Source organism: Kribbella sp. NPDC023972, from assembly GCF_040639075.1.
GTDB lineage: Bacteria > Actinomycetota > Actinomycetes > Propionibacteriales > Kribbellaceae > Kribbella.
Window position 1 is genome coordinate 283347 of record NZ_JBEZZH010000006.1, and the last position, 25279, is coordinate 308625.

Annotated in this window: 25 protein-coding genes; 16 read left to right on the forward strand and 9 right to left on the reverse strand. The window is 68.1% G+C overall.

All coding sequences use genetic code 11. The annotated features are described in order from the left end of the window. Positions 1-49: 49 nt before the first annotated feature. Both AB0F43_RS24735 and AB0F43_RS24740 read left to right on the forward strand, forming a co-directional pair. Positions 50-943 (forward strand): LysR substrate-binding domain-containing protein, encoded by an 894-nt coding sequence (locus AB0F43_RS24735; protein WP_360481203.1) that lies wholly within the window; start codon positions 50-52, stop codon positions 941-943. A gap of 175 nt (positions 944-1118) precedes the next feature. Next, positions 1119-1931 (forward strand): putative protein N(5)-glutamine methyltransferase, encoded by an 813-nt coding sequence (locus AB0F43_RS24740; RefSeq protein ID WP_360481206.1) that lies wholly within the window; start codon positions 1119-1121, stop codon positions 1929-1931. Here the strand turns inward: AB0F43_RS24740 and AB0F43_RS24745 are convergent. Then, complete coding sequence (locus AB0F43_RS24745) at positions 1916-2554, reverse strand: TetR family transcriptional regulator (protein ID WP_360481209.1); 639 nt, start codon at positions 2552-2554, stop codon at positions 1916-1918. The genes AB0F43_RS24740 and AB0F43_RS24745 overlap by 16 nt on opposite strands. Before the next feature lie 99 nt (positions 2555-2653). On the opposite strand from AB0F43_RS24745, the gene AB0F43_RS24750 reads away from it, so the two are divergent. Together AB0F43_RS24750 and AB0F43_RS24755 are read left to right on the forward strand one after the other, a co-directional pair. Then, positions 2654-2797, forward strand: coding sequence for a hypothetical protein (locus AB0F43_RS24750; protein ID WP_360481212.1), 144 nt, complete (start codon positions 2654-2656; stop codon positions 2795-2797). A gap of 43 nt (positions 2798-2840) precedes the next feature. Then, positions 2841-3221: a VOC family protein gene (locus AB0F43_RS24755; RefSeq protein ID WP_360481215.1), complete on the forward strand. Its 381-nt coding sequence runs from the start codon at positions 2841-2843 to the stop codon at positions 3219-3221. Positions 3222-3268: 47 nt separating this feature from the next. On the opposite strand, the gene AB0F43_RS24760 is transcribed toward AB0F43_RS24755, so the two are convergent. Next, a complete protein-coding gene (locus AB0F43_RS24760; RefSeq protein ID WP_360481218.1) occupies positions 3269-5251 on the reverse strand; it encodes a translation factor GTPase family protein in 1983 nt (660 codons plus the stop codon). Between the two features lie 181 nt (positions 5252-5432). Between AB0F43_RS24760 and AB0F43_RS24765 the strand changes: the two genes are divergently transcribed. Next, the gene (locus AB0F43_RS24765) at positions 5433-6215 is read left to right on the forward strand and encodes an aminoglycoside phosphotransferase family protein (protein WP_360481221.1); all 783 of its coding nucleotides are present in this window, start codon (positions 5433-5435) and stop codon (positions 6213-6215) included. An 86-nt stretch (positions 6216-6301) separates the two neighbouring features. Here AB0F43_RS24765 and AB0F43_RS24770 read toward each other — a convergent pair whose 3' ends face one another. After that, on the reverse strand, positions 6302-6760 hold the full coding sequence (locus AB0F43_RS24770) for a hypothetical protein (RefSeq protein WP_360481224.1): 459 nt from the start codon (positions 6758-6760) through the stop codon (positions 6302-6304). A 204-nt stretch (positions 6761-6964) separates the two neighbouring features. Between AB0F43_RS24770 and AB0F43_RS24775 the strand changes: the two genes are divergently transcribed. From AB0F43_RS24775 to AB0F43_RS24785, 3 genes are all read left to right on the forward strand, one after another. Beyond that, positions 6965-7624, forward strand: coding sequence for a dihydrofolate reductase family protein (locus tag AB0F43_RS24775; RefSeq protein WP_360481227.1), 660 nt, complete (start codon positions 6965-6967; stop codon positions 7622-7624). A gap of 60 nt (positions 7625-7684) precedes the next feature. Next, a complete protein-coding gene (locus tag AB0F43_RS24780; protein WP_360481230.1) occupies positions 7685-8344 on the forward strand; it encodes a VOC family protein in 660 nt (219 codons plus the stop codon). A gap of 212 nt (positions 8345-8556) precedes the next feature. Next, entirely contained in the window at positions 8557-9522 is a 966-nt protein-coding gene (locus tag AB0F43_RS24785; protein ID WP_360481233.1) for a small ribosomal subunit Rsm22 family protein, read from the forward strand. Positions 9523-9536: 14 nt separating this feature from the next. Here the strand turns inward: AB0F43_RS24785 and AB0F43_RS24790 are convergent, their stop codons facing one another. Together AB0F43_RS24790 and AB0F43_RS24795 are read right to left on the reverse strand one after the other, a co-directional pair. Beyond that, a complete protein-coding gene (locus tag AB0F43_RS24790; protein ID WP_360481236.1) occupies positions 9537-10193 on the reverse strand; it encodes a response regulator transcription factor in 657 nt (218 codons plus the stop codon). After that, positions 10190-11332 (reverse strand): sensor histidine kinase, encoded by a 1143-nt coding sequence (locus AB0F43_RS24795; protein WP_360481239.1) that lies wholly within the window; start codon positions 11330-11332, stop codon positions 10190-10192. The genes AB0F43_RS24790 and AB0F43_RS24795 overlap by 4 nt, the downstream gene beginning before the upstream one ends. Positions 11333-11490: 158 nt before the next feature. On the opposite strand from AB0F43_RS24795, the gene AB0F43_RS24800 reads away from it, so the two are divergent. After that, entirely contained in the window at positions 11491-13668 is a 2178-nt protein-coding gene (locus AB0F43_RS24800) for an MMPL family transporter (protein WP_360481242.1), read from the forward strand. A gap of 117 nt (positions 13669-13785) precedes the next feature. Next, complete coding sequence (locus tag AB0F43_RS24805; protein WP_360481245.1) at positions 13786-14544, forward strand: phosphotransferase; 759 nt, start codon at positions 13786-13788, stop codon at positions 14542-14544. Positions 14545-14682: 138 nt separating this feature from the next. On the opposite strand, the gene AB0F43_RS24810 is transcribed toward AB0F43_RS24805, so the two are convergent. After that, positions 14683-15024 (reverse strand): ASCH domain-containing protein, encoded by a 342-nt coding sequence (locus AB0F43_RS24810; RefSeq protein ID WP_360481248.1) that lies wholly within the window; start codon positions 15022-15024, stop codon positions 14683-14685. A gap of 70 nt (positions 15025-15094) precedes the next feature. On the opposite strand from AB0F43_RS24810, the gene AB0F43_RS24815 reads away from it, so the two are divergent. Further along, the gene (locus AB0F43_RS24815; protein ID WP_360481251.1) at positions 15095-16096 is read left to right on the forward strand and encodes a DUF4037 domain-containing protein; all 1002 of its coding nucleotides are present in this window, start codon (positions 15095-15097) and stop codon (positions 16094-16096) included. A 44-nt stretch (positions 16097-16140) separates the two neighbouring features. Here AB0F43_RS24815 and AB0F43_RS24820 read toward each other — a convergent pair whose 3' ends face one another. Both AB0F43_RS24820 and AB0F43_RS24825 read right to left on the reverse strand, forming a co-directional pair. Continuing rightward, positions 16141-16971 (reverse strand): hypothetical protein, encoded by an 831-nt coding sequence (locus AB0F43_RS24820; RefSeq protein WP_360481254.1) that lies wholly within the window; start codon positions 16969-16971, stop codon positions 16141-16143. A 14-nt stretch (positions 16972-16985) separates the two neighbouring features. Next, entirely contained in the window at positions 16986-17921 is a 936-nt protein-coding gene (locus AB0F43_RS24825) for a helix-turn-helix domain-containing protein (protein ID WP_360481256.1), read from the reverse strand. Positions 17922-18015: 94 nt separating this feature from the next. Between AB0F43_RS24825 and AB0F43_RS24830 the strand changes: the two genes are divergently transcribed. The 5 genes from AB0F43_RS24830 to AB0F43_RS24850 all read left to right on the forward strand — a co-directional run bounded on the left by AB0F43_RS24830 (position 18016) and on the right by AB0F43_RS24850 (position 24153). Next, positions 18016-18975, forward strand: a complete 960-nt coding sequence (locus AB0F43_RS24830) for a saccharopine dehydrogenase NADP-binding domain-containing protein (protein ID WP_360481259.1) — start codon at positions 18016-18018, stop codon at positions 18973-18975. A 72-nt stretch (positions 18976-19047) separates the two neighbouring features. Continuing rightward, a complete protein-coding gene (locus AB0F43_RS24835) occupies positions 19048-20625 on the forward strand; it encodes a twin-arginine translocation signal domain-containing protein (protein ID WP_360481261.1) in 1578 nt (525 codons plus the stop codon). 112 nt (positions 20626-20737) lie between these two features. Next, positions 20738-21178, forward strand: a complete 441-nt coding sequence (locus AB0F43_RS24840) for a helix-turn-helix transcriptional regulator (protein WP_360481264.1) — start codon at positions 20738-20740, stop codon at positions 21176-21178. 5 nt (positions 21179-21183) lie between these two features. After that, positions 21184-21591: a VOC family protein gene (locus tag AB0F43_RS24845; RefSeq protein ID WP_360481265.1), complete on the forward strand. Its 408-nt coding sequence runs from the start codon at positions 21184-21186 to the stop codon at positions 21589-21591. Positions 21592-21765: 174 nt separating this feature from the next. After that, positions 21766-24153 carry an excinuclease ABC subunit UvrA gene (locus tag AB0F43_RS24850; RefSeq protein ID WP_360481267.1) on the forward strand — a complete coding sequence of 796 codons (2388 nt, stop codon included), beginning with the start codon at positions 21766-21768 and terminating at the stop codon, positions 24151-24153. Between the two features lie 115 nt (positions 24154-24268). On the opposite strand, the gene AB0F43_RS24855 is transcribed toward AB0F43_RS24850, so the two are convergent. Further along, a complete protein-coding gene (locus AB0F43_RS24855; RefSeq protein WP_360481270.1) occupies positions 24269-25237 on the reverse strand; it encodes a YafY family protein in 969 nt (322 codons plus the stop codon). Positions 25238-25279 lie beyond the last annotated feature (42 nt).

Sequence of the window (25279 nt, forward strand, 5' to 3'; positions counted from 1 at the left end):
CCGATTTCGCATTGGCCGATACCGTGCGGGTATCGGTACGGTGCCGCCTATGGATCTGTCCCTCCAGCAACTCCGTGGGTTCGTCGCGGTCGCCGCGGAGCTGCACTACGGCCGGGCCGCGCAGCGGCTGAACATGACGCAGCCGCCGCTGACCCGCCAGATCCAGGGGCTGGAGCGAACGCTCGGAGTGCGGCTGTTCGACCGCACCGGCAGGGGAGTACGGCTGACCGCGGCCGGTGACGTCTTCCTGGAACACGCGCGGCGGGTGCTCGCGCTGCTGGAGGTCGCTCCGGACGCGACGCGGCGCGCGGCCGAGGGGCAGACCGGGACTCTGCGGATCGCCTTCACCGCGATCGGGGCGTACGCCGTACTGGCCGACTTCCTCACCATGGTCGGGAAGCGGACGCCGGCGGTGACCGTGGAACTGACCGAGTTGGTCAGCCCGGCGCAGTTCGAGGCGCTGGCGAACCTGGAGATCGACATCGGATTGGTGCGGCCGCCGATCCCAGCCGGGTTCGAGTCGGTCCTGGTGCATTCGGAAGACCTCGTGCTCGCCGTACCCGCTGATCATCCGCTGGCGGTGGGGGAGTCGCCGGTCGCGCTGGTCGATGTGACCGACGACTACATCGGGTACAGCCCGGAAGGCTCGCAGTATCTCCACGACATCTGCGCGGCGATGATCGGGATGGATCGGTATGCGGTGAGTCAGCTGGCGTCGCAGGTCCCGACGATGCTGGCACTGGTGCGGGCCGGGCTCGGATGCGCCCTGATCCCGCGGTCGATCATGGCGATGCGGGTGGAAGGCGTGCGCTACCGCGAGCTCGACGCGGCGGACGCGCATTCGGTCACGCTGCACGCCTGCTGGAGCCCCGACAGCCCGAACCCAGCCCTGCAACGCCTCGCCGAGTCACTCCGAGAGGTCCGCGCGACCGGGTTGACCTAGAGGCCGTTCAGCTTGATGCCGACGGCACCCGGTGGGACCAGCCTGTCGGGTAAGGTGGTCTCGACTACGGACTGAGGAGGTGGGACCGATCACCGATTGTGCAGGTTGGTTGCTCCCGCCTCGAGTGGTCAGCGTCGTGCGCTGACCGCGGGAGCCTCGTACGTGAAGGGTTTCCGTGTCTGTATCTTCTGTTCCTTCCTTTGAGCTTTCCCACGTCGTCGACCGGCTGCGTGCGGCCGGCTGTGTCTTCGCCGAGGACGAGGCGGCGCTGATCGCCGATACCGCTCGCGACGAGGCCGAGGCCGCGGTCATGGTCGACCGCCGGATCGCCGGTCTTCCGCTGGAACACGTCCTCGGCTGGGCGTCCTTCCGCGGGTTGCGGATCGCGGTCGATCCCGGGGTGTTCATTCCGCGCCGCCGTACCGAGTTCCTGGTCGAGGAGGCGCTGCGGGTGACCGCGCCGGGGGCCGTCGTACTGGACCTGGGCTGTGGTTCGGGCGTCCTCGCTGCCGCGGTCGCGGCCGAGCGCTCGGTCGAGTTGTACGCCGCCGACATCGAGCTGGCCGCGGTCCGGTGCGCCCAGCGGAACCTGGAGCCGTTGGGAGGCTCGGTCCACCAGAGCGATCTCTTCTCCGCCCTCCCGGCCGGCCTGCGGGGCCGCGTCGACATCCTGCTCGCGAACGTCCCGTACGTGCCGACGAACGAGATCCGCCTCCTCCCGCCGGAGGCACGTCTCTACGAACCACACGTCACCCTGGACGGTGGCCCGGACGGTCTCGCCACCTTGCGCAGGGTTGCCGCCGCAGCACCCGAATGGCTGGCTCCCGGCGGTCACCTCTTCGTCGAGATGAGTGAGCACCAGGCACCGCTGGCCCGATCCGTCCTCGAGCAGGCCGGCCTGACCGTCCGCATCAGCACCGATGACGAGATCGGGGCGAATGTTGTCATCGGCACCAACCCGGTGGGTGTCGGTCAGGCGACGGCGTAGCTACCCAGCGCCGGCTCCAGCAGGTCGAAGGCCTGGCCGGCTTCCTTGGCGATCGTCGCGGCGATGGCGTCATTGGACTGACCGGTGAGGGTCAGAGCTTGGATGCGCTGGAAGAGGGTCCGGTGGACGGCGCCAAGGAGTGCGGCGGCGGTGGAGACGGTGATGTGGTCGGGGCGCTCGCCGACGGTTTCGGCGAGCGTCGCGGCCAGGGCTTGCTCGCGTTGGTCGTGGAGAGTGCGCAGGCAGACAGTGAGCGTGGGGCTGTCGGCGATCATGCGGGTGAAGTCAGGGCCGGCGAAACCTGCGACGGGATCCTGAGCTTCCACGGCCGCCTCGAAATTGCGGCGGAGCGCGGTCAGCGCGGATTCGCCGGTACGGCGGGACGCCACGGCGTCGGCCAGGGACGCGACGAACTCCTGCTGGTGATCCAGCGCAAGGTCTTCCTTGCGGGCGAAGTAGTTGGTGACCGTCTTCTTCGCGACCCGGGCGGCGGCCGCGATCTCGGCGATGGTGGTCTGCTCGAAGCCCTGGGCGATGAACAGCCGGGTCGCCTGGTCGCTGATCAGTTGGCGGGTCTCCTGCTTCTTGAGCTCACGCAGGCCGGTCGGAGCGGTGGTGTCCATGAGGGCAATCTTACCCTCGTCGTAAAAGTATGTTGACAGCACACTCCGCTCGAGCTAAAGTTACCACCGTCGTAAAGTTACCTCGAAGGGAAGTAGTGGATGCGCAATCCAGCTCTCGGCAGTTCGCAGTCCGGTGCGTTCCCGCGCCTGCGCCGTGATGAGTGGCGTACGGCGCAGACCCGCCCCGTGCGCAACCCGGTGGTCAACTCTCGTCGCGGCAACCCGCGGCGCGGGGCCCGCTGACCCAACCCTCCGTCATTCGCCGAGTTCTGTGGAAGGAAGTGCTGTGAAAATCAACGCCTCTACCATTTCTCTGACCATCGAGGACGTCGCGGCCTCGCGAGCGTTCTTCGTCGACCACCTTGGCTACACCGAACGCGTCGCGGCCGAGGACTTCGCGTCGCTGACCCGTGAGGACGCCGTCGACGTCGTACTGCTGCAGCGGGGGATCGAGGTGCTTCCGCCCGAGCAGCGCGACCAGCGCGCGTCCGGCCTGATCCTCGCGTTCACCGTCGACGCGCTCGACGGCGAGGAGAAGCGCCTGCGGGACGCAGGTGTCGAGATCACCATGCCGTTGCGCGAGGAGCCCTGGGGCGAACGCCTGTTTCAGGTGACCGATCCCAACGGTGTCGTCATCCAGTTCGTCGAATGGACCTCGCCGAACTGACCCCACCCAACCGCCCCGGCCTCATCGAGGCCGGGGCGGCGGTGTGTTCAGACCCGTCGCTGGACGTGCAGGGGGTACTCCCGCCGATTGAGCGGATCATGGTCGGTCCGCGGGCGCGACGGCACCGGCCCGGTCACCGGCTGGTACCGCTCGAACGCCGACTCCAGCACACCTTCGCCACGTGTCAGTGCCGGCAGTTGCTGCTCGAGCTGGTACACCGCGGCTGCCGGGATTTCTCCTTCCAGGATTGAGGTTTCGGCCGCCAACGCCGGCACCTGCGGGATTGCCCGCAGCCGGGCAAGAGCAGCCAGTACGGCGCGGGTCGTGTCGGTCGGGATCTCCAACTGGAAGCGGTGCATCGGCTCGTGCACCGTCGTACCGGCCCGCTGGAGCGCGGTGATCAGGACGAGCGGCGTGAGGAAGCGGAAGTCGCCGGCAGTGCTCGACATGCTCTTGTCGAACACTGCGTGCGCGTGACTCTGCCGCGCTGAGTAGCCCGAGTGCGTCATCACAACCCGCGCGTCCGGGATCTCCCAGCCGTGGATCCCTTGCTGGAGCGTCTCCCGGACGGTCTCCTCGACCGCCTTGATGAACGCGTACGGCATCGACCCGAGCTCCACCTCGAGCTCGAAGCTCACCCCGGCGTTCACCGGCGCCGGCTCGACCCGCAGCCCGATCGTGGCCAAGAAGGGGTTCTCGTCCTTCTTCTTGAACTCGACCGCCTGCCCGACGCCGTCGATCCGCTCGATGCAGATCGTGGTCGTCTCCCGGAAGCCGACGTCGATACCGAACTCGGTCGCCAATGTCGTCTGGATGACCTCCTTCTGCACCTCGCCGTACAGCGACACGTACGTCTCCTGCCGCAGGTCGTCCTGGCGGAGGTTGATCAGCGGGTCCTGCTCGGCCAGTTGGGTGAGCGCGACCTGGAGATTGCCCTTGTCCGACGGCCGGACCGGTGAGATCACCGTCTCCAGCGTCGGCGGCGCGAAGAACCCACCGGTGGCCGGGCCTGATTCCTGGCCGGTCGAGGTGATCCGGTCGCCGATCTGGATGTCGGTCAGTCCCCACAGCTTGCCGATCTGGCCCGCACGAACCTCAGTCGTCGCCGGCGATCCGAAGACCTCGAGAGCGGTCAGCTTCGCCTCGCCGGCGGGGCCGAAGCGCAGTCGGTCGCGGACCCGCGCCGTACCGGAGAACATCCGCACGTAGGCGATCTTCTCCCCGGCCGGACCGCGCTCGACCTTGAAGACCGAGCCGTCCACCGGGTCATCAGCCCGGCCGGACGCGAGCGGAAGCAACTCCCGGATGCCTTCCGTCAGGGCGTCCGTGCCGGCCCCGGTGATGGCGGAACCGAAGTACACCGGGTGCATCAGCGCCTGTTGCGTCTGTACGGCGAGTCGCTTCCGGAGGTCGTCGTACGAGAGCGCCTTCTCGTTCTCCACGAAGATCGCGAGCAGTTCGTCGTCGCGCTCGGCCAGGATCTCGAGCAGGTGCGGGTGATCCGGCCCGTACGGCGTGAAGGTCGCCGACCGGGTGCCGAGACCGTCGGCCGAACCCATCGGCACGATCGCGGCCGAGAGCTTGTCCGCGATCGACTGCAGCACCGGCTCGTACTGCGCGCCGGCGCGGTCGGCCTTGTTGACGAAGATCAGCGTCGGGATGCGCAGCCGCTGCAGCGTTCGCATCAGCACGCGGGTCTGCGCCTGGACGCCTTCGACCGCCGAGATGACGAGGACGGCGCCGTCGAGCACGCTGAGCGCCCGCTCCACCTCGGCGATGAAATCCGGGTGACCGGGGGTGTCGATCAGGTTGACCGTGACCGGGTCGGCCCGGCCGATCGCGAACGACACGACCGCCGACTTGATGGTGATCCCGCGCTGGCGTTCCAGCGCGAGCGAATCGGTCTGGGTGCTGCCGTCGTCGACGCTGCCGATCTCGTCGATGACCCCGGCGGCGTAGAGCAGCCGCTCGGTCAGGCTCGTCTTACCGGCGTCGACATGCGCCAGGATCCCCAAGTTCAGTAATTTCACAAAGCTTCATGTCCCTTGAACAGGTGTCAGTACGTTCCGCGATAGACATGAAGCGAGGTCGCATCGCTGCGCTCCTTTGACTCGACACCTGCAGTTACCGATGCGAGTACAGCAAGGCGGTCAGCGCCCGGGCAAACTATTTAGCTGGAGGCTTAACGGTGGCGCCGCTACCCTGACGTGGATGCCGCCCCTACTCGATGCCCGCGCTCTCGCCGGCGCCGTCGTCGGTCCCATCACCCGGGTCGAACCGGTGAATGGGTTCGTCGGCAACCAGACCTTTCGCCTGCACACCGCCGCCGGGACGACGGTGTACCTGAAATCCGCCGACACCGTCGAGGCCGAGGCTCGCGCGTGTTCCTTGGCGCGCTCCGTCGGTGTACCGGCTCCAGAGATCCTGGCTGTCGAGCCGTCGTACCTGATCTGTGCCGAGGTTCCCGGCAGTCCGTCCGACGCTGACGCGGTCATCACCGAGGCTGGGCGCGGGCTCCGCCGGTTGCACGACCTCCGCGGCAACGACGGTGACTGGGCCGATCGGCTCCTGCGGCCGATCGAGCGACTCGACGTCCTCGCCGGCATCGTGCCCGAAGACTTGGTACGACGCCTGCGCCAGGTCGTCCCGCCCTTCGTCGATTCCGTGGCCGCGGTCGAGCCGGTGCTGCTGCACGGTGACCTGCATCCTCGGCATCTGTATGCCGTCGGCAACGAACTCACCGGCGTGATCGACTGGGGCGACGCCGTGTACGGCGACCCGCTCTTCGACGTGGCCCGCTTCTCGATGGCCGGCGAAGCCGCGACCAAGGCCTTCCTCACCGGCTACGACCTCCGCCGAACACCGGCCCTGAGCCGAACCCTCTCGCTCTACCGAGTTCTGTGGTCCCTGATGGCCCTGCACGCCGAACACGACGCCGGCGGCGACTGGTTCGCCGCACACGTCACCACCATGACGAAAGAACTCTCCGCGTGAAGCGGTAACTCCGGCCGCATCATGGAGGTGGGAACGCGCGACGAGCTACGCCGGCCTCTACACCCCGCGAGCCCGCGCCTCCGGTTTCAGTTGATCAGGGTGCCGAGGTGCTTGCCGGAGGCGATGCTGCTTGCCGCGGCGGACTGGTCGATGTCGAAGACGTGCAGCGGCAGGTTGTGGTCGCGGGCAAGGATGAACGCGGGCAGCCTGATGTACGGCTCGGACAGGTTGTTGATCGGGATCGCCGTCATCAGGCGTACGTCGTCCGCGCCGAGAGCGGAGAGCCGGCCGCGAAGCAGCACGGCGTTGATCACCGTGCCGAGCATGCCGATGTTGTCGGCCTCCACCCGATCGATACCCCAGTCGCCGGCCCGGTTGCCCCGGAACACGTTGCCACCGCCCACCACGACCGCGACCTGCACACCGGTGGCCCGCACCGCGATCACTTCATTGGCGAGGTGAGTCAGCCGGTCGCTGTTGAACCCGAACTCGTTCGGCCCGGCGATCGCCTGCCCGGACAGCTTCAGAACAAGCCTGCGATACATGGTCCTCCTGCTGCTGGAGAGAGCGGTGATGGATGTGGGATGCATTGTTGTTCACTTGTCCTGAGTCTGGACCTGGGCGCGTGCGCGCGCGAGGCCGAGCGGGACCTCGCCCCTACTGGAAAAAGGTCAGGACTGATGTGTCGAGTCCGGCAACGGGTGATCGACGCGTAGGCGAGAGCGCACCTACGAGCTTGGGAGACAGTCATGGAACTCAGCGTCAACACCTTCATCAGCCTGGACGGCGTCATGCAGGGTCCGGGCGGACCGGACGAGGACCGCAGCAACGGGTTCGAGCACGGCGGCTGGCTGGTGCCACACGCTGGTGAAGGTCAGCTGGACCCGGTCGACGGCTGGTTCCGGGAGGCGGACGCCATCCTGCTCGGCCGGTCGACGTTCGAGATGATGCGCACGTTCTGGTCGCAGGTCACGGTCGAACCGGGCAACATCGTCTCGACCGCGCTGAACACGTGGAAGAAGTACGTCGTCAGCAACACGCTGTCCGACGAGGAAGCGGCCTGGGGTGACACGACCGTGCTGCGCGGTGACGACATCGTCGAGCAGGTACGGCGGCTGAAGGAACAGCCGGGGCGTGAGCTGCAGGTTCACGGGAGCTGGCAACTGGCGCGGACGTTGCACGACGCCGGGCTGGTCGACACCTACCGGCTGATCCAGTTCCCGGTCGTGGTCGGCACGGGGAAGCGGCTGTTCGAGGGCGGGGCCGTACCGGCGACGTACAAGATCACCTCGGGGGAGGTGCTGCGCGGCGGGGCCGGCGTGGTGTCGCTGACGCTGCGGCAGGACGGCTTCGGCTCGGTCGGCACGGGCGACATCGTGGTCGAGGACGGGAAGGAGGTCCTGATCTGACGACTGTCGGAGGTATGTCCTAGCCTCGACGCAATCGGCGATTGGGGCACGGACATGGACATGCTGACCACGCAGGCGATCCTGGACGCCGGTCTGGACGACTGGCGCAAGCTGGCCCAGGCCCTGCACGCGCGGTTTGTGACCGAGTCCCTCGCCGACGGCCTTCGCTTCGCGCAGGCCGTCGGCGAGGAGTGCGCGGAGGTCAGGCTCGGTGACAACTTCGTCGATGTGAAGCTGATCAGCAAGGAATCCGTCTACCGAGCTGACGACGGGACCAGGCACGTGTTCCCGGGCGTGACTCAGCGGGACGTGGACGTGGCTCGGCGGATCAGTTCAGTGGCTCAGTCGATGGGGCTCGTCGCTGAGCCTTCGGCGGTGGTGCAGGTCGAGCTTGCGCTGGACACCGCGGATCTGGCGGCGATTGGTCCGTTCTGGGCCGCCGTACTCACCGGCAGCACGGAGTCCTTCAAGTCTGGTGATGTGTTCGATCCGACCGGACGTGTGCCGAACCTGTGGTTCCAAGGCACCGAGGCTCATGAGACGCCGCGGCAGCGGTTCCACGTCGATCTGTGGGTTCCGCACGACGTCGCGGAGGAACGGATCGCGGCCGGTGTCGCGGCCGGCGGCCGGATCACCTATGACAAGGAGGCGCCGGCCTTCACGGTGCTGGCCGACCCCGACGGCAACCAGGTCTGTATCTGCTGTTGCCTCAGCCGCTGACAAATCGGGAGCGTTCCGCTGTGCCGTTGGCTACAGTCGGGCCAACGGTCGATGGAGGAGGTGGGTCATGGTTTGCATGGCTATCCGGTTCCGTACCGACCCCTCCCTGTCCAGCTGACTGACACTCCGGACCGGTCGGTACGTCGCGGCGTAGGCCGCGGGTCCTGTGCGCCCACGCGCACGCCCGTACCGACCGAACCGGAGATTTCCGCATGTCCACCTTGGACACACAACTGAATGCTGCCCTCAATCAGGCCCTCGACGGCGTGACGTACGACGCCTTGCGCGCTCGCGTCAGCGCGGTGTCCGCCCGCTACCGCGCCGAGCAGGTCGACGACACGACCCTCGGCATGGCCGACGACCTCGACTGCCTCGCGTACGCCGTCTTCCGCATGCCCGCCACCTACGCCGCGATCCGCTCGGCACTGCTCGCGGCGGATGCTCATGTCGGTGCCTTTGCCACCCACCTGGACCTCGGCGGCGGCACCGGATCCGCCGCCTGGGCCGCCGCGGGATTGTGGCCTGGCATCTCCACGGAGATCGTCGAGCGACAACCATCCGCCATCCGGCTCGGCCGGCGCCTCAGCGCAACGCTTGCCAACAGCAACCACCGCTGGATCAGCGCCGATCTCCGGCACTGGACGTCGCAGCGTCGGGTCGACCTGATCAGCATCGCCTACGTCCTGAACGAACTCTCCGACGCCACTCGCCACCGGCTCATCACCACCGCAGCCGAGTCGGCCGACACCGTGGTCGTCGTCGAACCCGGCACTCCACGCGGCTTCCACCGGATCCTCGAGACCCGCCGGCACCTCATGGAGCACGATCTGACCATCGCCGCGCCCTGTCCACACCAGCACCTCTGCCCGCTGACCACGCCCGACTGGTGCCACTTCGCCGTACGACTGCCGAGAACGGAACTCCATCGCCTCACCAAGCACGGCACCCGCAACTACGAGGACGAGAAGTTCACTTATCTGGTCGCGACCCGCGCACCGATCCGGCCGGCCCGATCCCGCATCATCACCCGGCCGGCTCACCCGAAAGGTCAAGTCCTACTGGACGTCTGCGGCTCCACCGGCACCCGCGAGCGACTCGTCGTCGGGAGGTCGGCCGAGGAGTACCGCGCCGCCCGCGGAGCCTCCTGGGGCGATGTCTGGCCACCGCTGACGCAGTAAGGAACCCGAGCGAGTCAGCGCTTGACGCGGCCTGTTTCGTAGGCCCACATGACGATCTCGACCCGGTTCCGGGCGCCGAGCTTGGTCATGATGCTGGCGAGATGGGTCTTGACGGTGCTGAGGCTGACGTGGAGTTCGGCGGCGATCTCGGCGTTCGTCCGGCCCTGGGCCACCGTGACCAACACCTGCTCTTCCCGGCCGGTGAGCGGTTCGATCGGCTGCGCCGGCGGCCGCCCGCGCTGGACGTCAGAGAACGCGGCGAGCAGGCGGGCGGTGATGCTCGGGGCGATGAGGGCGTCACCATCGGCGGCAGCGTGGATCGCCTGGATCAGGAGCGCGGGCCCGGAGTCTTTGAGCAGGAACCCACGGGCACCCGCTTTGAGCGCGCCGTGCACATACTCGTCGAGGTCGAAGGTGGTGATGACCACGATCGCGAGCGGATCGTCCACGCCGGCACCGGCGAGCTCGCGGGTCGCCGCGATCCCGTCCATGCCGGGCATGCGGATGTCGAACAGGCACACGTCGGGACGCAGTCGCCGCGCCAACGCCACCGCCTCATGGCCGTCGGCCGCCTGACCGACCACCTCGATATCGGGCTGTGCGTCGAGGATCATCGCGAGCCCGGTCCGGATGAGGTCCTGGTCGTCGGCAACCAGTACGCGGATCGTCATCGGGCCGCCCTGGGCAGCGTCGCCTCGACGGTCCAGCCGCCGTCCGGCCCGGGACCCGCTTCGAGGAAGCCGCCGAGGAGGATCGCGCGTTCGGTCATCCCGATCAGGCCGTAGCCCAACGGGTTCCGTGGGGTCGAACCGCCATCGCCGTTGTCGGAGACGGTCAGCCGGACGCGGTCCGGATCGCCGTCGACGTGGACGTCGATCAGGGTGGCGCGCCGGCCATGCCGTACGGCGTTCGTGATCGACTCCTGCGCGATCCGATAGATCGCCGTACCGATGGGTGATCCGAGGTTCTCGAGGTCACCGGACAGCGTGAGCTCGACCCGCGGGCGGTCGCCGACGCTGCGGGCGAGCCGCTCGAGGTCGGCCACTCCGGGCTGCGGAGCCAGGACGGCCGAGCCGTTGTCGCGCAGACCGCCGACCATGATGCGCATCTCGGCGAGCGTACGCGAAGCCTCCTGCTCGATCACGGCGAGCGCGTCCAGCGCGGCTGAGGGGTCGGCCGCCGCGACGACCTGGCCGGCCTGCGCCCGGATGGCGATGGCCGAGACGTGATGGGCGACCGTGTCGTGCAGTTCGCGGGCCAACTGCTCGCGCTCCCGAAGCCGCACCTGGTCCAGCTCACGCATCCGGGAGGTCCCCCAGTACCGCACCGCGGCGCCGAGCGTCGCCGGGAACAGCAGGAACATGCTGCCGAGCACCGAGTCGAGTACGCCGGTGTTGTCGACGGCCAGCCCCATGGCCAAAGCGACCAGGATGACCACCATCCCCATCCCGATCTCGCGCCCGGACCCCCAGCGCACGAGCGAGTACGGCAGCATCACCACGCAGATCATCGTGTAGAGCCCAACGGGCCCAGAGGTCGTGAGCAGGCTGCCGATATCGAGGACGATCAGTGCACCGAAGGTGCCGGCCACCACCGCGAGCGGGTGGGTACGACGCCACAGCAGCGCGCAGACGACTCCCACCCCGAGCATGAGAGCGACAGGCCGCCAGGTGAGCGGATCGCGCAATATGCCTTCGAGGATCGCCGTCGGCAGCAGCACCGCGACGAGCGCCCAGTCGCGCCACACCCGCCGGGGTGGCTTGGGCGCCCGCGCCTCAGCCCAGAGTGCGCGTACGGCGTTGGTCAGCATGACCTCAGCGTAGATACCCCCGGCGCCCGGCGGATCAGCCCAAAGTACGGCGCGCCGATCGGCCGATCAGCCCAGGAAAGTCCGGCCCTTCGCCCGAGGCGTCGGACGCCGTCCGTCGACACGCTGTGAGCACATCTGTCGCTGGAGGGGAAACAAGGATGATGTCGAATTCGCTGTACCGGTTGGGCCGGTTCGCCGCGCGCCGGCCGTGGGCTGTCATCGGGGCCTGGCTGGTCCTGTCCGCGCTCGTGGTCGCGGCGTCGAGCACCTTCGGTCAAAAGCTCGAGGACTCCTTCGGAGCACCGGGAGTCGACTCCCAGCACGCGACCGACCTGCTGTCGGCCGCCGGTTCGAACCAGGCAGGCCTCACCGCACAGGTGGTCGTGACACCTCGCGACGATCAGGTGACGTTCTTCAGTTCACCGGATGCGCGGGCAGCCCTGTCGCGGGTCCAGTCGGCAGCAGCCAAACTGCCGCACGTGCTGGCGACCAGCGATCCCGCGGGTACGGCGACCGCGACGCCCGGGGTCCTTTCACCGGACGGCCGGGTCGCGATCATCCGGCTGCAGTACCCGGTGCTCGAGGAACTGGAGAAGGACGACCTCGCTCGATTGAAGGCGTTCGCGGCACAGGCCGGCCAGGATCTGCCGCTGCGGATCGAGCTCGGCGGCGACCTGTTCTTCGCGTTCGAGGAGCCCGAGACCGGACTCGGCGAGGCGATCGGCCTGTTCGCGGCGATCGTCGTACTGCTGCTGGCCTTCGGATCGATCATCGCGATGGGGCTGCCGATCGGCATGGCGCTGTTCGGCCTCGCCCTCGGCATCAGCTCGATGTCCCTCGTCACCTATCTGATCGACATTCCGAGTTGGGCACCTGTGCTCGGCAGCATGGTCGGTCTCGGGGTGGGCATCGACTACGCGCTGATCCTGGTCACCCGGCACCGCGAACACCTCGCGCAAGGGATGAGCGTCGTGGAGTCGGCCGGACGGGCTGTCGCCACCGCGGGCCGGTCCGTCGTCTTCGCCGGTGGCACTGTCGTCATCGCGATCCTCGGATTGGCCGTGGCCGGCGTACCGTTCATGACTGCTGCTGGGGTCGCGATCGCGCTCATCGTGCTGACCATGGTGCTGGTCTCGATCACCTTGCTGCCGGCGTTCCTGGGCCTTGCCGGGCACTGGATCAACCGTCTCGCAATCCGGAGGGTGGCGTCCTCCCCGGGTTCCGGCTGGCAGCGATGGGGTGGGCACGTCGCCAGGAACGCCGTTGCCTACGTCGTCGGCGCCACGGTCCTGCTCCTTGCACTCGCCGCACCCGTGCTCGCCCTCCGGGTCGGCACACCTGACGAGGGTGCACTGCCCGACAACGTGACGCAGCGCCGGGCGTACGACCTGGTCGCCGCCGGATTCGGCCCCGGGATCAACGGGCCGTTGGTCATCGCCGTCGACATCTCCAAGGACGCGAGCGTCGTACAGCCCCTGCTCGACGCCGTCAGTGCCGACGAGGGGATCGCCGATGTCATGCCACCGCAGGTGAACCCCGCGGCCGGTGTCGCGACGCTGGTCGCGTTCCCGACCACCGGGCCTCAGGACGATGCCACGGTCGAGACGATCGAGCGGCTTCGTGCAGAGGTCTTTCCGCCCGTGATCGGCGATGGCCCGGCCAAGGCTCACGTCGGTGGTCAGACGGCGAGCCTGGCCGACGTCGCCGACCGGGTCAGCGATCGCCTGCCGCTGTTCATCGGCGCGGTGATCCTGTTGTCCATCGTGCTGCTGACGGTGGTCTTCCGGTCGGTCGTCGTACCGCTCAAGGCGGCGTTGATGAACCTGCTGAGTATCGGTGCGTCGTTCGGGGTGATGGTGATGGTGTTCCAGTGGGGCTGGGGCGCGGACCTGATCGGGCTGGAGACGACCGTGCCGATCCTGCCGTTCATCCCGATGTTCATGTTCGCGATTCTCTTCGGGCTCTCGATGGACTACGAGGTGTTCCTGCTCTCCCGGATCCGGGAGGAGTACCTGGACACCGGCGACAACGACACCTCGGTCATCCATGGCATCGCGTCCACCGGACGGGTGATCACCTCGGCCGCCCTGATCATGATCTCGGTCTTCCTGAGCTTCGTCCTGAGCGACGATCCGAGCACCAAGATGTTCGGCCTGGGCCTGGCCACCGCGGTCTTCGTCGACGCCACCATCGTGCGCCTGGTCCTGGTCCCGGCCGCGATGAAGCTCCTGGGCAACGCCAACTGGTGGCTCCCGGCCTGGCTGGCCCGCCTCCTTCCCACGGAGCGGGTACAGCGCCCGCAGCCAGTCACCGACAAGGACCCCGCCCTCGTCTGACCACAACCGCCACAGGTGAGCCTGGTCGCGTCCTTCTCGAAGCCCGGCCAGGCAATCACCCGCCGCGGATGGACGATCGTGGTGTGATGGCTGGGATCGGCTGGCAGGATGTGCGGTGTGGGTGAGCGGCTGGAGGGTGGGTTCGACGGCGGGGCGTCGTTGGTGGATGGCGTCGTACGGCGTACTGCGGGGGCGTGGACGTCGTCGGTGCAGGCGCTTCTAGCTCATCTGGAGGCGGCCGGGTTCTCGGGGGCGCCTCGGGCGTTGGGAGTGGATGCCGGGGGCCGGGAGATGGTCAGCTTCCTGCCGGGACAAACGGTGGGGAACGCGCGGCCGTGGCCGTCGTGGACGCACAGCTCGGCGGCCCTGGTGGACGTTGCGCGGTGGCTGCGGCGCTATCACGCGGCCGTTGCGGACTTCGTTCCGCCGGTGGACGCGTGCTGGCGCGAGGGTGAGGCGTGGCGGCCGGGAATGATCGTCGCGCACAACGACGCGGCGCCGTACAACGCGGTGTGGAACGCCGACGGCCTGGTCGGCTTCGTCGACTGGGACATGGCCGGACCGGTTCAGCTGGAGCTGGATGTCGCCTGGGTCGCCTTCTCCTGGACGCCGCTGCACGCCCCACACGTCGTCGCGGCCGAAGGCTTCACCGACCTCGACTCGCGCCTGGCGCGGCTGGAGCTCTTCCTCGGTGAGTACGGCTGGCAAGGCACGACCGGCGACATCCTCGACCTCATCGCCGAACGCCTGACCCTGCAACTGACCCTGATGACGCAAGCCGCCGCCTCCGGGGACCCCACCTACCAGCGCATGCTCACCGCCGGCCGCGACCAAGACCTGACAATCGCCCTCAACCAACTACCCACCCTCCGCTGACCCCGCCCATCAAGTGGGTTCGTGGTCCGCGTCCCAGCCCACCTGCCCGGCACAGGGACGACACGCCCTCAGGCTGGATCACATCTTGGTTGAACGCCCGCCCGTCAGGCGCCACAGGATGTCAAGAGCAACCTTCGGTCAGGCGTCGACTTCGAAGCGGACGATGACGAGTTGGTCGGTTGGCTGCAGGGTCGGGTAGTAGGAGCGCAGGCCTGGGAGGAGCTCGGCGGCGTTGGCGAAACCGTCCTCTTGCGCCTCCTGGTCGGTGACGGTGTCGACGGTCTTGGTCACGGTCGACGTGATCCGGCCCGGGATGGTGACCTCGTCGGGGAACTCGAACACCAGCAGCGCCGGTCCCACCTGCACCGGATCGTTGTAGCGCATCGTGATCCGTTTTCTTCCCGCACGGACCGCAGGCAGGTGTGTAGCCCGGAACCGCAGCTGTTGCACCTCGCGCGAGGTGTCCGGAGTCGTGTTCACGAACATGGAGCCTACGTCCGGCGGCCGAAATCCGTTCGTGTCAGGGGGATCGGTCAGGCAGGATCAGGGTGTGGATGGTCGGGGGCTGGCTCGCGCGTACTACGACGACGTGGTCGGGCCGTTGCTCGCGGCAAAGTGGCCCGGGCTTCCGCACGCCGCCGGCCGGCTCGGCAGTGGATCCGACGTACTGGGGCTCGACGACGCGACGTCCCGGGACCATGACTGGGGACTTCGACTGACCCTCCTCGTCGACGAAGCGAGCCGTGACGAGGTCGACGCGTATCTCGCCGCCGAGTTGCCCGCGACGTACGCCGGTCTGCCGACGAGGTTCCCGTTCTCCGGACAGACCGAGAGCATCCACCACGTCGAGGTCGATTCGGTGCACGCGTTCGTCATCAAGCGGCTCGGCGTCGATCCTCGGCAAGGATTGTCGACGATCGACTGGCTGACCATGACCGGCCAGGCGGTTCTGGAGGTCGTCGGCGGGCCGGTGTTCGTCGACCAGACCGGTGACATCTCGGCCGTGCGAGACCGGCTGCAGTGGTACCCGGACGACGTCTGGCGGTACGTCCTGGCCTGCGACTGGCTCCGGCTCGCGGAGGAGACGCCGCTGATGAGCCGGGCCGGTGACCTCGGTGACGACCTGGGCTCGCGGGTGATCGCGGCCCGGTTGATCGACGTCGCGATGCACCTGGCGTTCATGATCGAGCGGCGCTGGCCGCCGTACTCGAAGTGGCGCGGGACGATGTTCGCGCGGTTGCCCTGTGCACGCGAGGTGGGGGACGCGCTCCGGAAAGCGGTGAAGGCGGACCACTGGCGGTACCGGCAGCAACAGTTCGCGCGAGCCCTCGACCACCTGCTGAGTCGCCAGCGAGCGGTCGGGCTCCCGGCGCCCGGCCCGGCGACGGTCGACTTCTGGGACCGCCCGTACCTGCACCCGAACGACAAGATCATCACCGCGCTGCTGGCCGACGCGCCGGACCTGCCCAGAGGCCGGGGGAGCATCGAGCAGCGGTGCGACAACGTGGCCGTCCTGGTCGATCCCGCCGCCCGGCGAGCGGCTCTGACGTGACCGGCGGCGTCGCGAACCGGCATCCGTCAGTCGGGGGGATCTCGTCACGTCGATCTGCCGCGGCCTGTGTCATGGCGCGGCGTCCTGGTTTTCCTCTCGATGTGGGCTGGACGCTGGCTCGTTTCTGGTGCGGGCCTGGGGACCTTCCGCAGATCAACGGGGGTGGACCCGGCGACGGCTGCTGCCGCGCGAGCCTGCTGCTCGGCGGCCGAGCCTGACCCTGGCCTTCCGCCGTCCCGGCCAGCGTCGCTCCTCCCGTAGGCCCCGGGGGCGAGTTCGCTCCGTGTTCTCGCGTCCATGCCAGAACTCGAGAGGTGCTGGAGTAGACGTCCTGCCGTTTGGTCGGGTGTCTCATCGAGGTTGTAGACCGTGTGGGTCGCGACTTGCGCTGTGCCGGGGTCGTCGACCCAATGGGTGAGATAGTCGAAGCCATCGCGGATCCAGTCACGGTTTCTGGTCGTCACGGCCCGCTCACGCAGGACGGAAAGTGCGACTGGCCTCTCCGGCGACGGCAAGACCCGCACCACCTGCGAGCACTTCTGCAAGGCATCCTGAACTGTTTTCAGATGGTCCTTGTCGAAGTAAACGGTGTGATTGGCCCCCAGCGCGATGATCGCGCCGGGATGGTCAGCGACCACTCGGCGGACAGCGTGCGCGCGAGCCGGCTCCATCGCCTTCTCAAAGTTGTTGAAACCCACCGCGGCTACCTGCGCGTCCCAGCGCTCCCTTGGCCAGCCGGCCTCCTCGTAATACTTGAGACTGACATTGTCCAGGTCCACAAAAGGGCGCCCAGTGATCGCCGCGATTCTCTGCCCCAGCGTGGTCTTGCCGGCGCATGCCGGTCCGACAAGGACCATCCACGGTGTTTCACGCATGGCGCTGAGGCTACCTACCCGCGGAACGCCCGCCGGTAGCTGTCCGGCGGCACCGCGACGACCCGCTTGAACTGCCGTCGCAGCGTGGTCGCCGTACCCATCCCGGTAGCGACCGCGATCGACTCGATACTCTGATCCGTCGTCTCCAGCAGCTCCTGGGCACGACGTACCCGCTGAGTCAGCAGCCACTGCAGCGGCGTCTGCCCAGTCACCGACCGGAACTGCCGGCCAAGGTGGCGAGGACTCGTGTTCACCCGCCGAGCCAGGTCCGTCACCGTCAATGGTTGATCCAGCCGCTCGAGAACCCACGCCTGCAACTGCGCGAGCCTGTTGTCACCGCTCACCTCCACCGGCGTCGCCACGAACTGCGCCTGACCGCCGGACCGGTGCGGCGGTACGACGAGACGCCTGGCAACGCTGTTCGCGACACTCGCGCCGTAGTCGAGGTGGATCAGATGCAGACTGAGGTCCACCGCGGCAGCCTTGCCCGCGGAGGTGAGCACACTGCCGTTGTCCGTGTAGAGCACGTCCGGATCGACTTCAGCCAGCGGATACCGCGCACGCAGCTCCGCGGTGTGTGCCCAGTGCGTGGTGGCCCGCCGACCGTCGAGCAGACCGGCGGCACCGAGGACGAACGCGCCGGTGCAGAGCGATGCGATTCGCGCACCAGCTTCGTGCGCCGCGCGTACGGCGTCCACCAGCTCCGACGGCGGTGGTTCGTCCACGTCGGCGCACGCCGGCACGATCACGGTGTCGGCGCTGACGAGTCGCTCGAGGCCGTGGTCCGGCTCGACCGCGAACGGGCCGACCCGGACCGAGCCCGGTCCGCAGAGCTCGACGTCGTACCACCTCCCGGACAGCTCGACCGGTGGATTGCCGAAGATCTCGTAGGCGACGCCGAGCTCGAAGTGCAGGAGGTGGCCGGCGGTGGCCAGCGCGACGGTGGGCATGTCCGAAAGTGTACGTACGGTGTCGTTCCGGACTCTCACATTCCAGACCGGCGTTCCGCCAGACTCGTCACACCAAGGAGCGGAAGGAAACGGAATGTCTGCAGTTGTGGTCTATGGAGCGACCGGGCTCACCGGTCGTTTTGTCGTCGCCGAACTCGCCAAGCGCGGTCTCACTCCGATCGCGGCGGGCCGCCGAGTGGAGGGAGACGGCCGCCAGGCCACGGTGGACGACCCCGGCAGTCTTGACCGTGCGCTCGCCGGAGCGGCGGCGGTCATCAACTGCGCCGGCCCCTTCGCGACCACCGCCGGCCCGGTGATCGAGGCGGCGTTGCGGGCCGGGATCCCGTACGTCGATGTCGCGGCCGAGATCGAGGCGAATGTGTCGACGTTCGCGGACTATGCGGGGGCGCAGACGCCTGTGGTGCCGGCGATGGCGTTCTACGGCGGGCTCGGCGACCTGCTCGTGTCGGCGGCGCTGGGGGAGCGAACGACGGCGGACGAGGTGCATGTCGCCTACGGCTTGAGCAGTTGGCAGCCCACGCAGGGCACGCGGGACGCGGGTCGCGTGTCGCACGATCGTCGCGCGGGTCGTCGGGTGCGTTTCAGGAACGGCGGACTCGAGTACCACGACGACCAGCCGACGCGGGAGAAGTGGCAGTTCCCGGATGGTCCGCGAGAGGTGATCGCCGAGTTCACCATGGCCGATGTGGTGACTGTTCCCAGCCATGTCGCCGTACCGGAAGTGCGTACGTACATGAGTGTCGAGGCCGCGACCGACCTGGCGAATCCGGACACGCCGGCGCGGGACGAGCCGGGGAGCACCGACCAGACTTTCGTCGTCGATGTCGTGGTCCGTGCCGACGGCGTCGAACGGCGGGCGATCGCTCGCGGCCGGGACATCTACGCGGTCACCGCGCCGCTGGCGGTCGAAGCGGTACGGCGGTTGCTCGCGGGACAAACCCGGACGACGGGCGTGGCCTCGGCCGGCGCGATGTTCGACGCCGCCGACTTTCTGCGGTCGCTGTCGCCGTACATCTCGGTCGAGCTGCCATAACCCCCTGACTGCGAGACGATGTGAGCCTCCCTGCAGCACGTACCGCCCACGTCCAGCTGGAGGCCGCCCACCATGAACCTCAACCGTCGCGACTTTCTCAAGGTGAGCGGCGGTGTCGTCGCCGCGTCCGCCCTCTCCATCACTCCGGCGTTCGCCGCCGCGGACATCGACTACACCGCCCGCAAGACGTTCGACGACTGGGACCGGCTGTTCCAGCAAGGCGGACCGGGTCAGCCCGACCAGCCGAACGACAACACCAACGCCGACGGCCGGTCCGGGATGCTCGCGTGGAGTCAGTCCTACGTGCTGCTCGGGCTGATCCGGATGTACGAGACGTACCGGGACACGTACTACCTCGACCGGTTGATCGACAACGTCGACCAGGTCCTCTCGGTCCGCGACAGCGAGCGCGGCGTCACCGACTACCGCGGCCTGTCGCTACCCGCCTGGCGGGCCGACCACCCGTACACCACCGGCTACACGACACTTGCCGATAGCAACGGTCGTCTGGTGCTGGAGCTTCGGCAGGCATTGCCGTACGCCGAGGACACCACAGTGACCGTGACCGCGGGAAGCAGGCCGGACGCGTTCACGGTCCGGCTGGTGAACACGCAGGTCAATCGGACGGTGACACTGACCGATCTCTCGATGGACCCGGCAAGTCCGGATTACGCGGTGAGCAGGATCTACGCGGCCGCGCCGGGACCGTTGCAGCTGACTGCCCGCGATGTGTCCGAGGCGGCGTTGATGCCGGTGACGGGGGAGTTCCCGATGGTCACCAGGGCGGTGATCTTCGCCGTACACACCGGGATGATCACGTATCCGATCGCGAGTTTCGTGCGGCTTGTCCGCGGCTCGGCGGTGCTGCGGCGACGGTATCGGGCGAAGGCGGCCGAGTACCTCACCGCGTGCCACGAGGCGGTCGCCGTACACGACTGGGAATATCGCGAGACCTCGGCGGGCGGCGGATACTTCATCTGGCCGAAGGAACAGCCGCTCGCGTACGACGGATGCGAGCAGCCGATCAATCAGTCACTCGGACTCGGGCAGACCCTGGTCGAGCTCGGGCTGGCGACCGGCGATCGCGAGTATCGGCGGAAGGTGGCCGCGCTGGCGAAGATGTTCGCCGGCCAGCTGGCGGTGGACAGTGGTGACGCGTACCAGTGGCGCTACTGGCCGATGGGCGGGCGCATCTTCGAGGGATTCACGAAGACGGGGTCGCCGGCGACTGATGTGTCGATCTTCACGCCTGCTGGTGGGCCGGCCCGGCAGTTCGAGGACATCAGCCACGGGGCGATCGACGTCGAGTTCGCCGTACGCGCCTTCCGGGCCCGGCTCGGGTTCACCGGCGCGGACATGGCCCGGCTCGCCAGGACCTACACCCAGAACGTCGCCACCACCGACGCCAACGGCCTGCCCGCCATCCGCACCACCGTGGCCGGCACCACGCTCGGCGCCGCCTCCGTGGCCCACCAGGCCCCCCGCTGGATGCAGGCAACCCCCTGGGACCCCGCCATCCACCATCACTGCCTCGCCCTCTACAACCGCTACCAACCCACCCCCGAAAAGGACGGCCAACAAGCCATCGGCTTCGGCTGGCTCCTGGCCAACGTCGCCTACCTGAACTGGGGCGCGAAGTACGGCGGGTAGGCGCGCCCCTCCAATCCCGGCTGATAAGTGCGCGGGTCATTCCTACCTGAAGCTGATCGGTTGCGGAGGGTGATCGGAGGTGTGATCGGGATGGGCGTGGCATGATTCGGGGGTGGCTGGGGTGAAGGATGTGCGGGATCTGGCGTTGCTGCGGCGGGTCAAGGATCGGATCGACCGGGAGTACGCGCAGCCGCTGGATGTCGAGGCGCTGGCTCGTGGGGTGAACATGTCGGCCGGGCACCTCAGCCGGCAGTTCAAGCTCGCGTACGGCGAGGCGCCGTACAGCTACCTGATGACGCGACGGATCGAGCGCGCGATGGCGCTGCTGCGGATCGGCGAGCTGAGTGTCACCGAGGTGTGTTTCGCGGTCGGGTGCTCGTCGCTCGGCACCTTCAGCACCCGGTTCACCGAGCTGGTCGGCGTACCGCCCAGCGTCTACCGGGAGCAGGAGGAAGCGCGCTCGATCGCGGGGATCCCGGCGTGCCTGGCCAAACAGGTCACCAGACCGATCAGGAATCGAGAAGCGCCGGCCGGCGGCCGCCGACTAGCGTGACCGTCATGGACATCAGAATTCAGCAGACCTACCTGCCACACACCGATCCGGACGCGGCCATCGCGTTCTACCGCGACGTCCTCGGCTTCGAGGTCCGCAACGACGTCGGGTACGAGGGGATGCGCTGGATCACCGTCGGCCCGGTCGGCCAGCCGGTGGGCATCGTGCTGTACCCGCCGGAGGCCACCCCCGGGCTCACCGACGACGAGCGCCGTACGATCACCGAGATGATGGCCAAGGGCACCTATGCCAGCATCAACCTGGCCACCCCCGACCTCGACGCCACCTTCGCCAAGATCGAGGCGACCAACGCGGAAGTGGTCCAGGAGCCGACCGACCAGCCGTACGGCGTCCGCGACTGCGCGTTCCGTGATCCCGCCGGCAACATGGTCCGTATCGCCCAAGCCGGCTGACGGCCCCTGACCAAGCTGAGGCGCGACTACCCCGCGTCTCAGTTCGGGGCCGCACTTGTCCACAGCCATGCCTCAACGAACGTAGAAATCGGCGTGAAGCTGGTTGAATCGAGCCACGCGACGCCACTGGGGGCCACACACGCGGTCCCCGCCTGAGACCCGATGGAGACCACGATGACCAAGGCCACGAGGAAGACGACGTCGTCTTCCGCGCGGTACGCCGCCGACAGCCACGACCTGATCCGGGTCCAGGGCGCGCGCGAGAACAACCTCAAAGACGTCAGCATCGAGATCCCGAAGCGCCGGCTCACGGTGTTCACCGGGGTCTCGGGCTCGGGCAAGAGCTCGCTGGTGTTCGGCACCATCGCCGCGGAGTCGCAGCGGCTGATCAACGAGACCTACAGCGCGTTCCTGCAGGGCTTCATGCCGAACCTGTCCCGTCCCGAGGTCGACCTGCTGGACGGCCTGACGACGGCGATCATCGTGGACCAGGAGCGGATGGGCGCGAACCCGCGCTCGACGGTCGGCACCGCCACCGACGCGAACGCGATGCTGCGGATCCTGTTCAGTCGGCTCGGCAAGCCGCATGTCGGGCCGCCGACGGCGTACTCCTTCAACGTCCCGAAGCGGACGGCGACCGGCTCGATGGTCGCCGACAAGGGCGCCGGCGAGAAGACCGTGGTGCGCAACGCCGTCTACCACGGCGGCATGTGCCCGAAGTGCGAAGGCATGGGCTCGGTCAACGACTTCGACCTGACCGCCCTGTACGACGAGACCAAGTCGCTGAACGAGGGCGCGCTGACAATCCCCGGCTACAGCATGGACGGCTGGTACGGCCGGATCTACCGCGGCTGCGGCTACTTCAACCCGGACAAGCCGATCAAGAAGTACACCAAGAAGGAACTGCACGACCTGCTCTACCGGGAGCCGACGAAGATCAAGGTCGAGGGCATCAACCTGACCTACTCGGGCCTGATCCCGCAGATCCAGAAGTCGTTCCTGTCCAAGGACGTCGAGGCGATGCAGCCGCACATCCGCGCCTTCGTCGAGCGGGCCGTGACGTTCACGACCTGCCCGGATTGCGACGGCACCCGCCTCAGCCAGGAGGCCCTGGCATCGAAGATCAAGGGCAAGAACATCGCCGACCTGTGCAAGATGCAGATCAGCGACCTGGCCGACTGGATCCGCGGCCTCGACGAGCCGTCGGTGGCTCCGTTGCTGACCGGTCTGCAACACCTGCTCGACGCGTTCGCCGAGATCGGGCTCGGGTACCTGTCCCTCGACCGGCCGGCGAGCACGCTGTCCGGGGGTGAGGCGCAGCGGACGAAGATGATCCGTCACCTCGGTTCGTCGCTCACCGACGTCACGTACGTCTTCGACGAGCCGACGATCGGCCTGCACCCGCACGACATCGAGCGGATGAACAAGCTGCTGCTGCAGCTGCGCGACAAGGGCAACACCGTGCTCGTCGTCGAGCACAAGCCGGAGACGATCGCCATCGGTGACCACGTCGTCGACCTCGGTCCCGGCGCGGGCTCGGCCGGCGGCACCGTCTGCTACGAGGGGACCGTGGAAGGCCTACGGTCGAGTGACACCACGACCGGCCACCACCTCGACGACCGGGCGAAGCTCAAGGAATCGGTCCGCTCGTCCACCGGCGCGCTGGAGATCCGCGGCGCGTCGACGAACAACCTGCGCAACGTCGACGTCGACATCCCGCTGGGCATGCTCTGCGTGGTCACCGGCGTGGCCGGCTCCGGCAAGAGCTCGCTGATCCACGGCTCGGTCGCCGGCCGCGAGGGCGTCGTGGTGATCGACCAGGGTGCGATCCGGGGCTCGCGCCGGAGCAACCCGGCGACGTACACCGGCGCACTCGAACCGATCCGCAAGGCGTTCGCCAAGGCCAACGGGGTGAAGCCGGCGCTGTTCAGCTCGAACTCCGAAGGTGCCTGCCCGACCTGCAACGGCGCCGGCATCATCTACACCGAGCTGGGCGTGATGGCGACCGTCGAGTCCACCTGTGAGGAGTGCGAGGGCAAGCGGTTCCAGGCGTCGGTGCTCGAGTACACGCTGGGCGGCCGGAACATCGCCGAAGTACTCGCGATGCCCGTGACCGAGGCCGCGGAGTTCTTCGAGGACGGTGACGCACGTACGCCGGCAGCGCACAAGATCCTGGACCGGATGGCCGACGTCGGGCTCGGCTACCTGACACTGGGCCAGCCACTCACCACGCTGTCCGGTGGCGAACGGCAGCGGCTCAAGCTCGCCACGCAGATGGGCGACAAGGGTGACGTCTACATCCTCGACGAGCCGACCACCGGTCTGCACCTGGCCGACGTCGAGCAACTGCTCGGCCTGCTCGACCGGCTGGTCGACTCCGGCAAGTCGGTCATCGTCATCGAGCACCACCAGGCCGTGATGGCCCACGCCGACTGGATCATCGACCTCGGCCCTGGTGCCGGCCACGACGGCGGACGGGTGGTCTTCGAAGGCACCCCCGCCGACCTGGTGGCCAAAAAGTCCACCCTGACCGGCGAACACCTCGCGGCGTACGTCGCCTGAGACCTGTGAACGCGCCGGGGGAGCGTTGATCAGGTCATCGTCGGCCAGTACCACGCGGGCCCCCGGCGCCTCACTGGAGCCAGACCGGGGGCCTGGCACGCCGCCATCACGCCGCCTAGCTTTTCGCCGCCGACACCAGTCTGTCCGCCAGCGCGCGACAGCGGTCCTTGAGCTCCGGCGGGTCCAGGACCTCGAAATCGTGGCCGAGGAGGACCACGTGCAGGAGGACGAAGTCGAGGCTGCCGGCGCCGCTGCGGACTTCGCAGTGCCTCGCGCCTCGCGGTAGTACGACGGCTGCCGACGCCGGGATCTGTGCGCGTACGGCGTCGGCCGCCGCGTGGACGAGGAAGCGGGCCTGGTGTGGGTAGACCCGGCTCGCCACACTCTCTTGCACGTACGTCGCCGCGTCGGGTGCCGCGCGGGGACGGAAACGCCAGGTCCCGGCGGACACGTCCGTCATCCGGTCGACGCGGAAGCTGCGCCAGTCCTCGCGTTCAAGGTCATACGCGAACACGTACCAACGCCGGTCGGACGCGACCAGACGGTACGGCTCGATCCGACGCCGACGTACCTCACCCCTGGACGGGTAGTCGAAGCCAGTCACGACCTCGTCGCGGCAGGCCCTGGCCAGTGTCATGATCACCTCAGGGTCCACTGGCGTACGGCCGCCGCCGAAGGACTCCACCGAGCCTGAGAGCGCCCGTACCTCGCGCCGCAGTCTCGTCGGCAGCACCCGATCGAGCTTGGTCAGCGCCCGGACCGCGGCGTCGCCGGCGCCCACGACCGCGCCGCCCGCACCTGCGAGCAGCGATACGGCTGTGGCGATCGCTTCCTCGTCGTCGAGGAGCAGCGGCGGCAGGTCCTGCCCGTGGCCCAGCTGGTAGCCGCCGCCGACACCCTGGCTCGCGTGTACCTGATAGCCGAGTGTCCGCAGTCGCTCGATATCACGCCGTACGGTCCGCGGCGTCACACCGAGCCGCTCGGCTAGCTCGGTGCCGGTCCAGACCTGGCGTTGTTGCAGGAGTCCGAGCAGGGTGAGCACTCGTTCCGTCGTACCCCGCTCGTCGCCGCCTGCCGTGTCCATGTCACCAACTCTGCCAGAGATAGCGGACCGATCCTGTCCGCT

Excerpts from the sequence above, each read along its gene's own strand:
- AB0F43_RS24735 (WP_360481203.1), top strand. The coding sequence starts at position 50 with ATGGATCTGTCCCTCCAGCAACTCCGTGGGTTCGTCGCGGTCGCCGCG.
- AB0F43_RS24825 (WP_360481256.1), bottom strand. The coding sequence starts at position 17,921 with ATGCCCACCGTCGCGCTGGCCACCGCCGGCCACCTCCTGCACTTCGAG.
- AB0F43_RS24750 (WP_360481212.1), top strand. The coding sequence starts at position 2,654 with ATGCGCAATCCAGCTCTCGGCAGTTCGCAGTCCGGTGCGTTCCCGCGC.
- AB0F43_RS24775 (WP_360481227.1), top strand. The coding sequence starts at position 6,965 with ATGGAACTCAGCGTCAACACCTTCATCAGCCTGGACGGCGTCATGCAG.
- AB0F43_RS24790 (WP_360481236.1), bottom strand. The coding sequence starts at position 10,193 with ATGACGATCCGCGTACTGGTTGCCGACGACCAGGACCTCATCCGGACC.
- AB0F43_RS24780 (WP_360481230.1), top strand. The coding sequence starts at position 7,685 with ATGCTGACCACGCAGGCGATCCTGGACGCCGGTCTGGACGACTGGCGC.
- AB0F43_RS24745 (WP_360481209.1), bottom strand. The coding sequence starts at position 2,554 with ATGGACACCACCGCTCCGACCGGCCTGCGTGAGCTCAAGAAGCAGGAG.
- AB0F43_RS24830 (WP_360481259.1), top strand. The coding sequence starts at position 18,016 with ATGTCTGCAGTTGTGGTCTATGGAGCGACCGGGCTCACCGGTCGTTTT.
- AB0F43_RS24855 (WP_360481270.1), bottom strand. The coding sequence starts at position 25,237 with ATGGACACGGCAGGCGGCGACGAGCGGGGTACGACGGAACGAGTGCTC.
- AB0F43_RS24795 (WP_360481239.1), bottom strand. The coding sequence starts at position 11,332 with ATGCTGACCAACGCCGTACGCGCACTCTGGGCTGAGGCGCGGGCGCCC.
- AB0F43_RS24835 (WP_360481261.1), top strand. The coding sequence starts at position 19,048 with ATGAACCTCAACCGTCGCGACTTTCTCAAGGTGAGCGGCGGTGTCGTC.
- AB0F43_RS24845 (WP_360481265.1), top strand. The coding sequence starts at position 21,184 with ATGGACATCAGAATTCAGCAGACCTACCTGCCACACACCGATCCGGAC.
- AB0F43_RS24765 (WP_360481221.1), top strand. The coding sequence starts at position 5,433 with ATGCCGCCCCTACTCGATGCCCGCGCTCTCGCCGGCGCCGTCGTCGGT.
- AB0F43_RS24850 (WP_360481267.1), top strand. The coding sequence starts at position 21,766 with ATGACCAAGGCCACGAGGAAGACGACGTCGTCTTCCGCGCGGTACGCC.
- AB0F43_RS24785 (WP_360481233.1), top strand. The coding sequence starts at position 8,557 with ATGTCCACCTTGGACACACAACTGAATGCTGCCCTCAATCAGGCCCTC.
- AB0F43_RS24820 (WP_360481254.1), bottom strand. The coding sequence starts at position 16,971 with ATGCGTGAAACACCGTGGATGGTCCTTGTCGGACCGGCATGCGCCGGC.
- AB0F43_RS24800 (WP_360481242.1), top strand. The coding sequence starts at position 11,491 with ATGATGTCGAATTCGCTGTACCGGTTGGGCCGGTTCGCCGCGCGCCGG.
- AB0F43_RS24770 (WP_360481224.1), bottom strand. The coding sequence starts at position 6,760 with ATGTATCGCAGGCTTGTTCTGAAGCTGTCCGGGCAGGCGATCGCCGGG.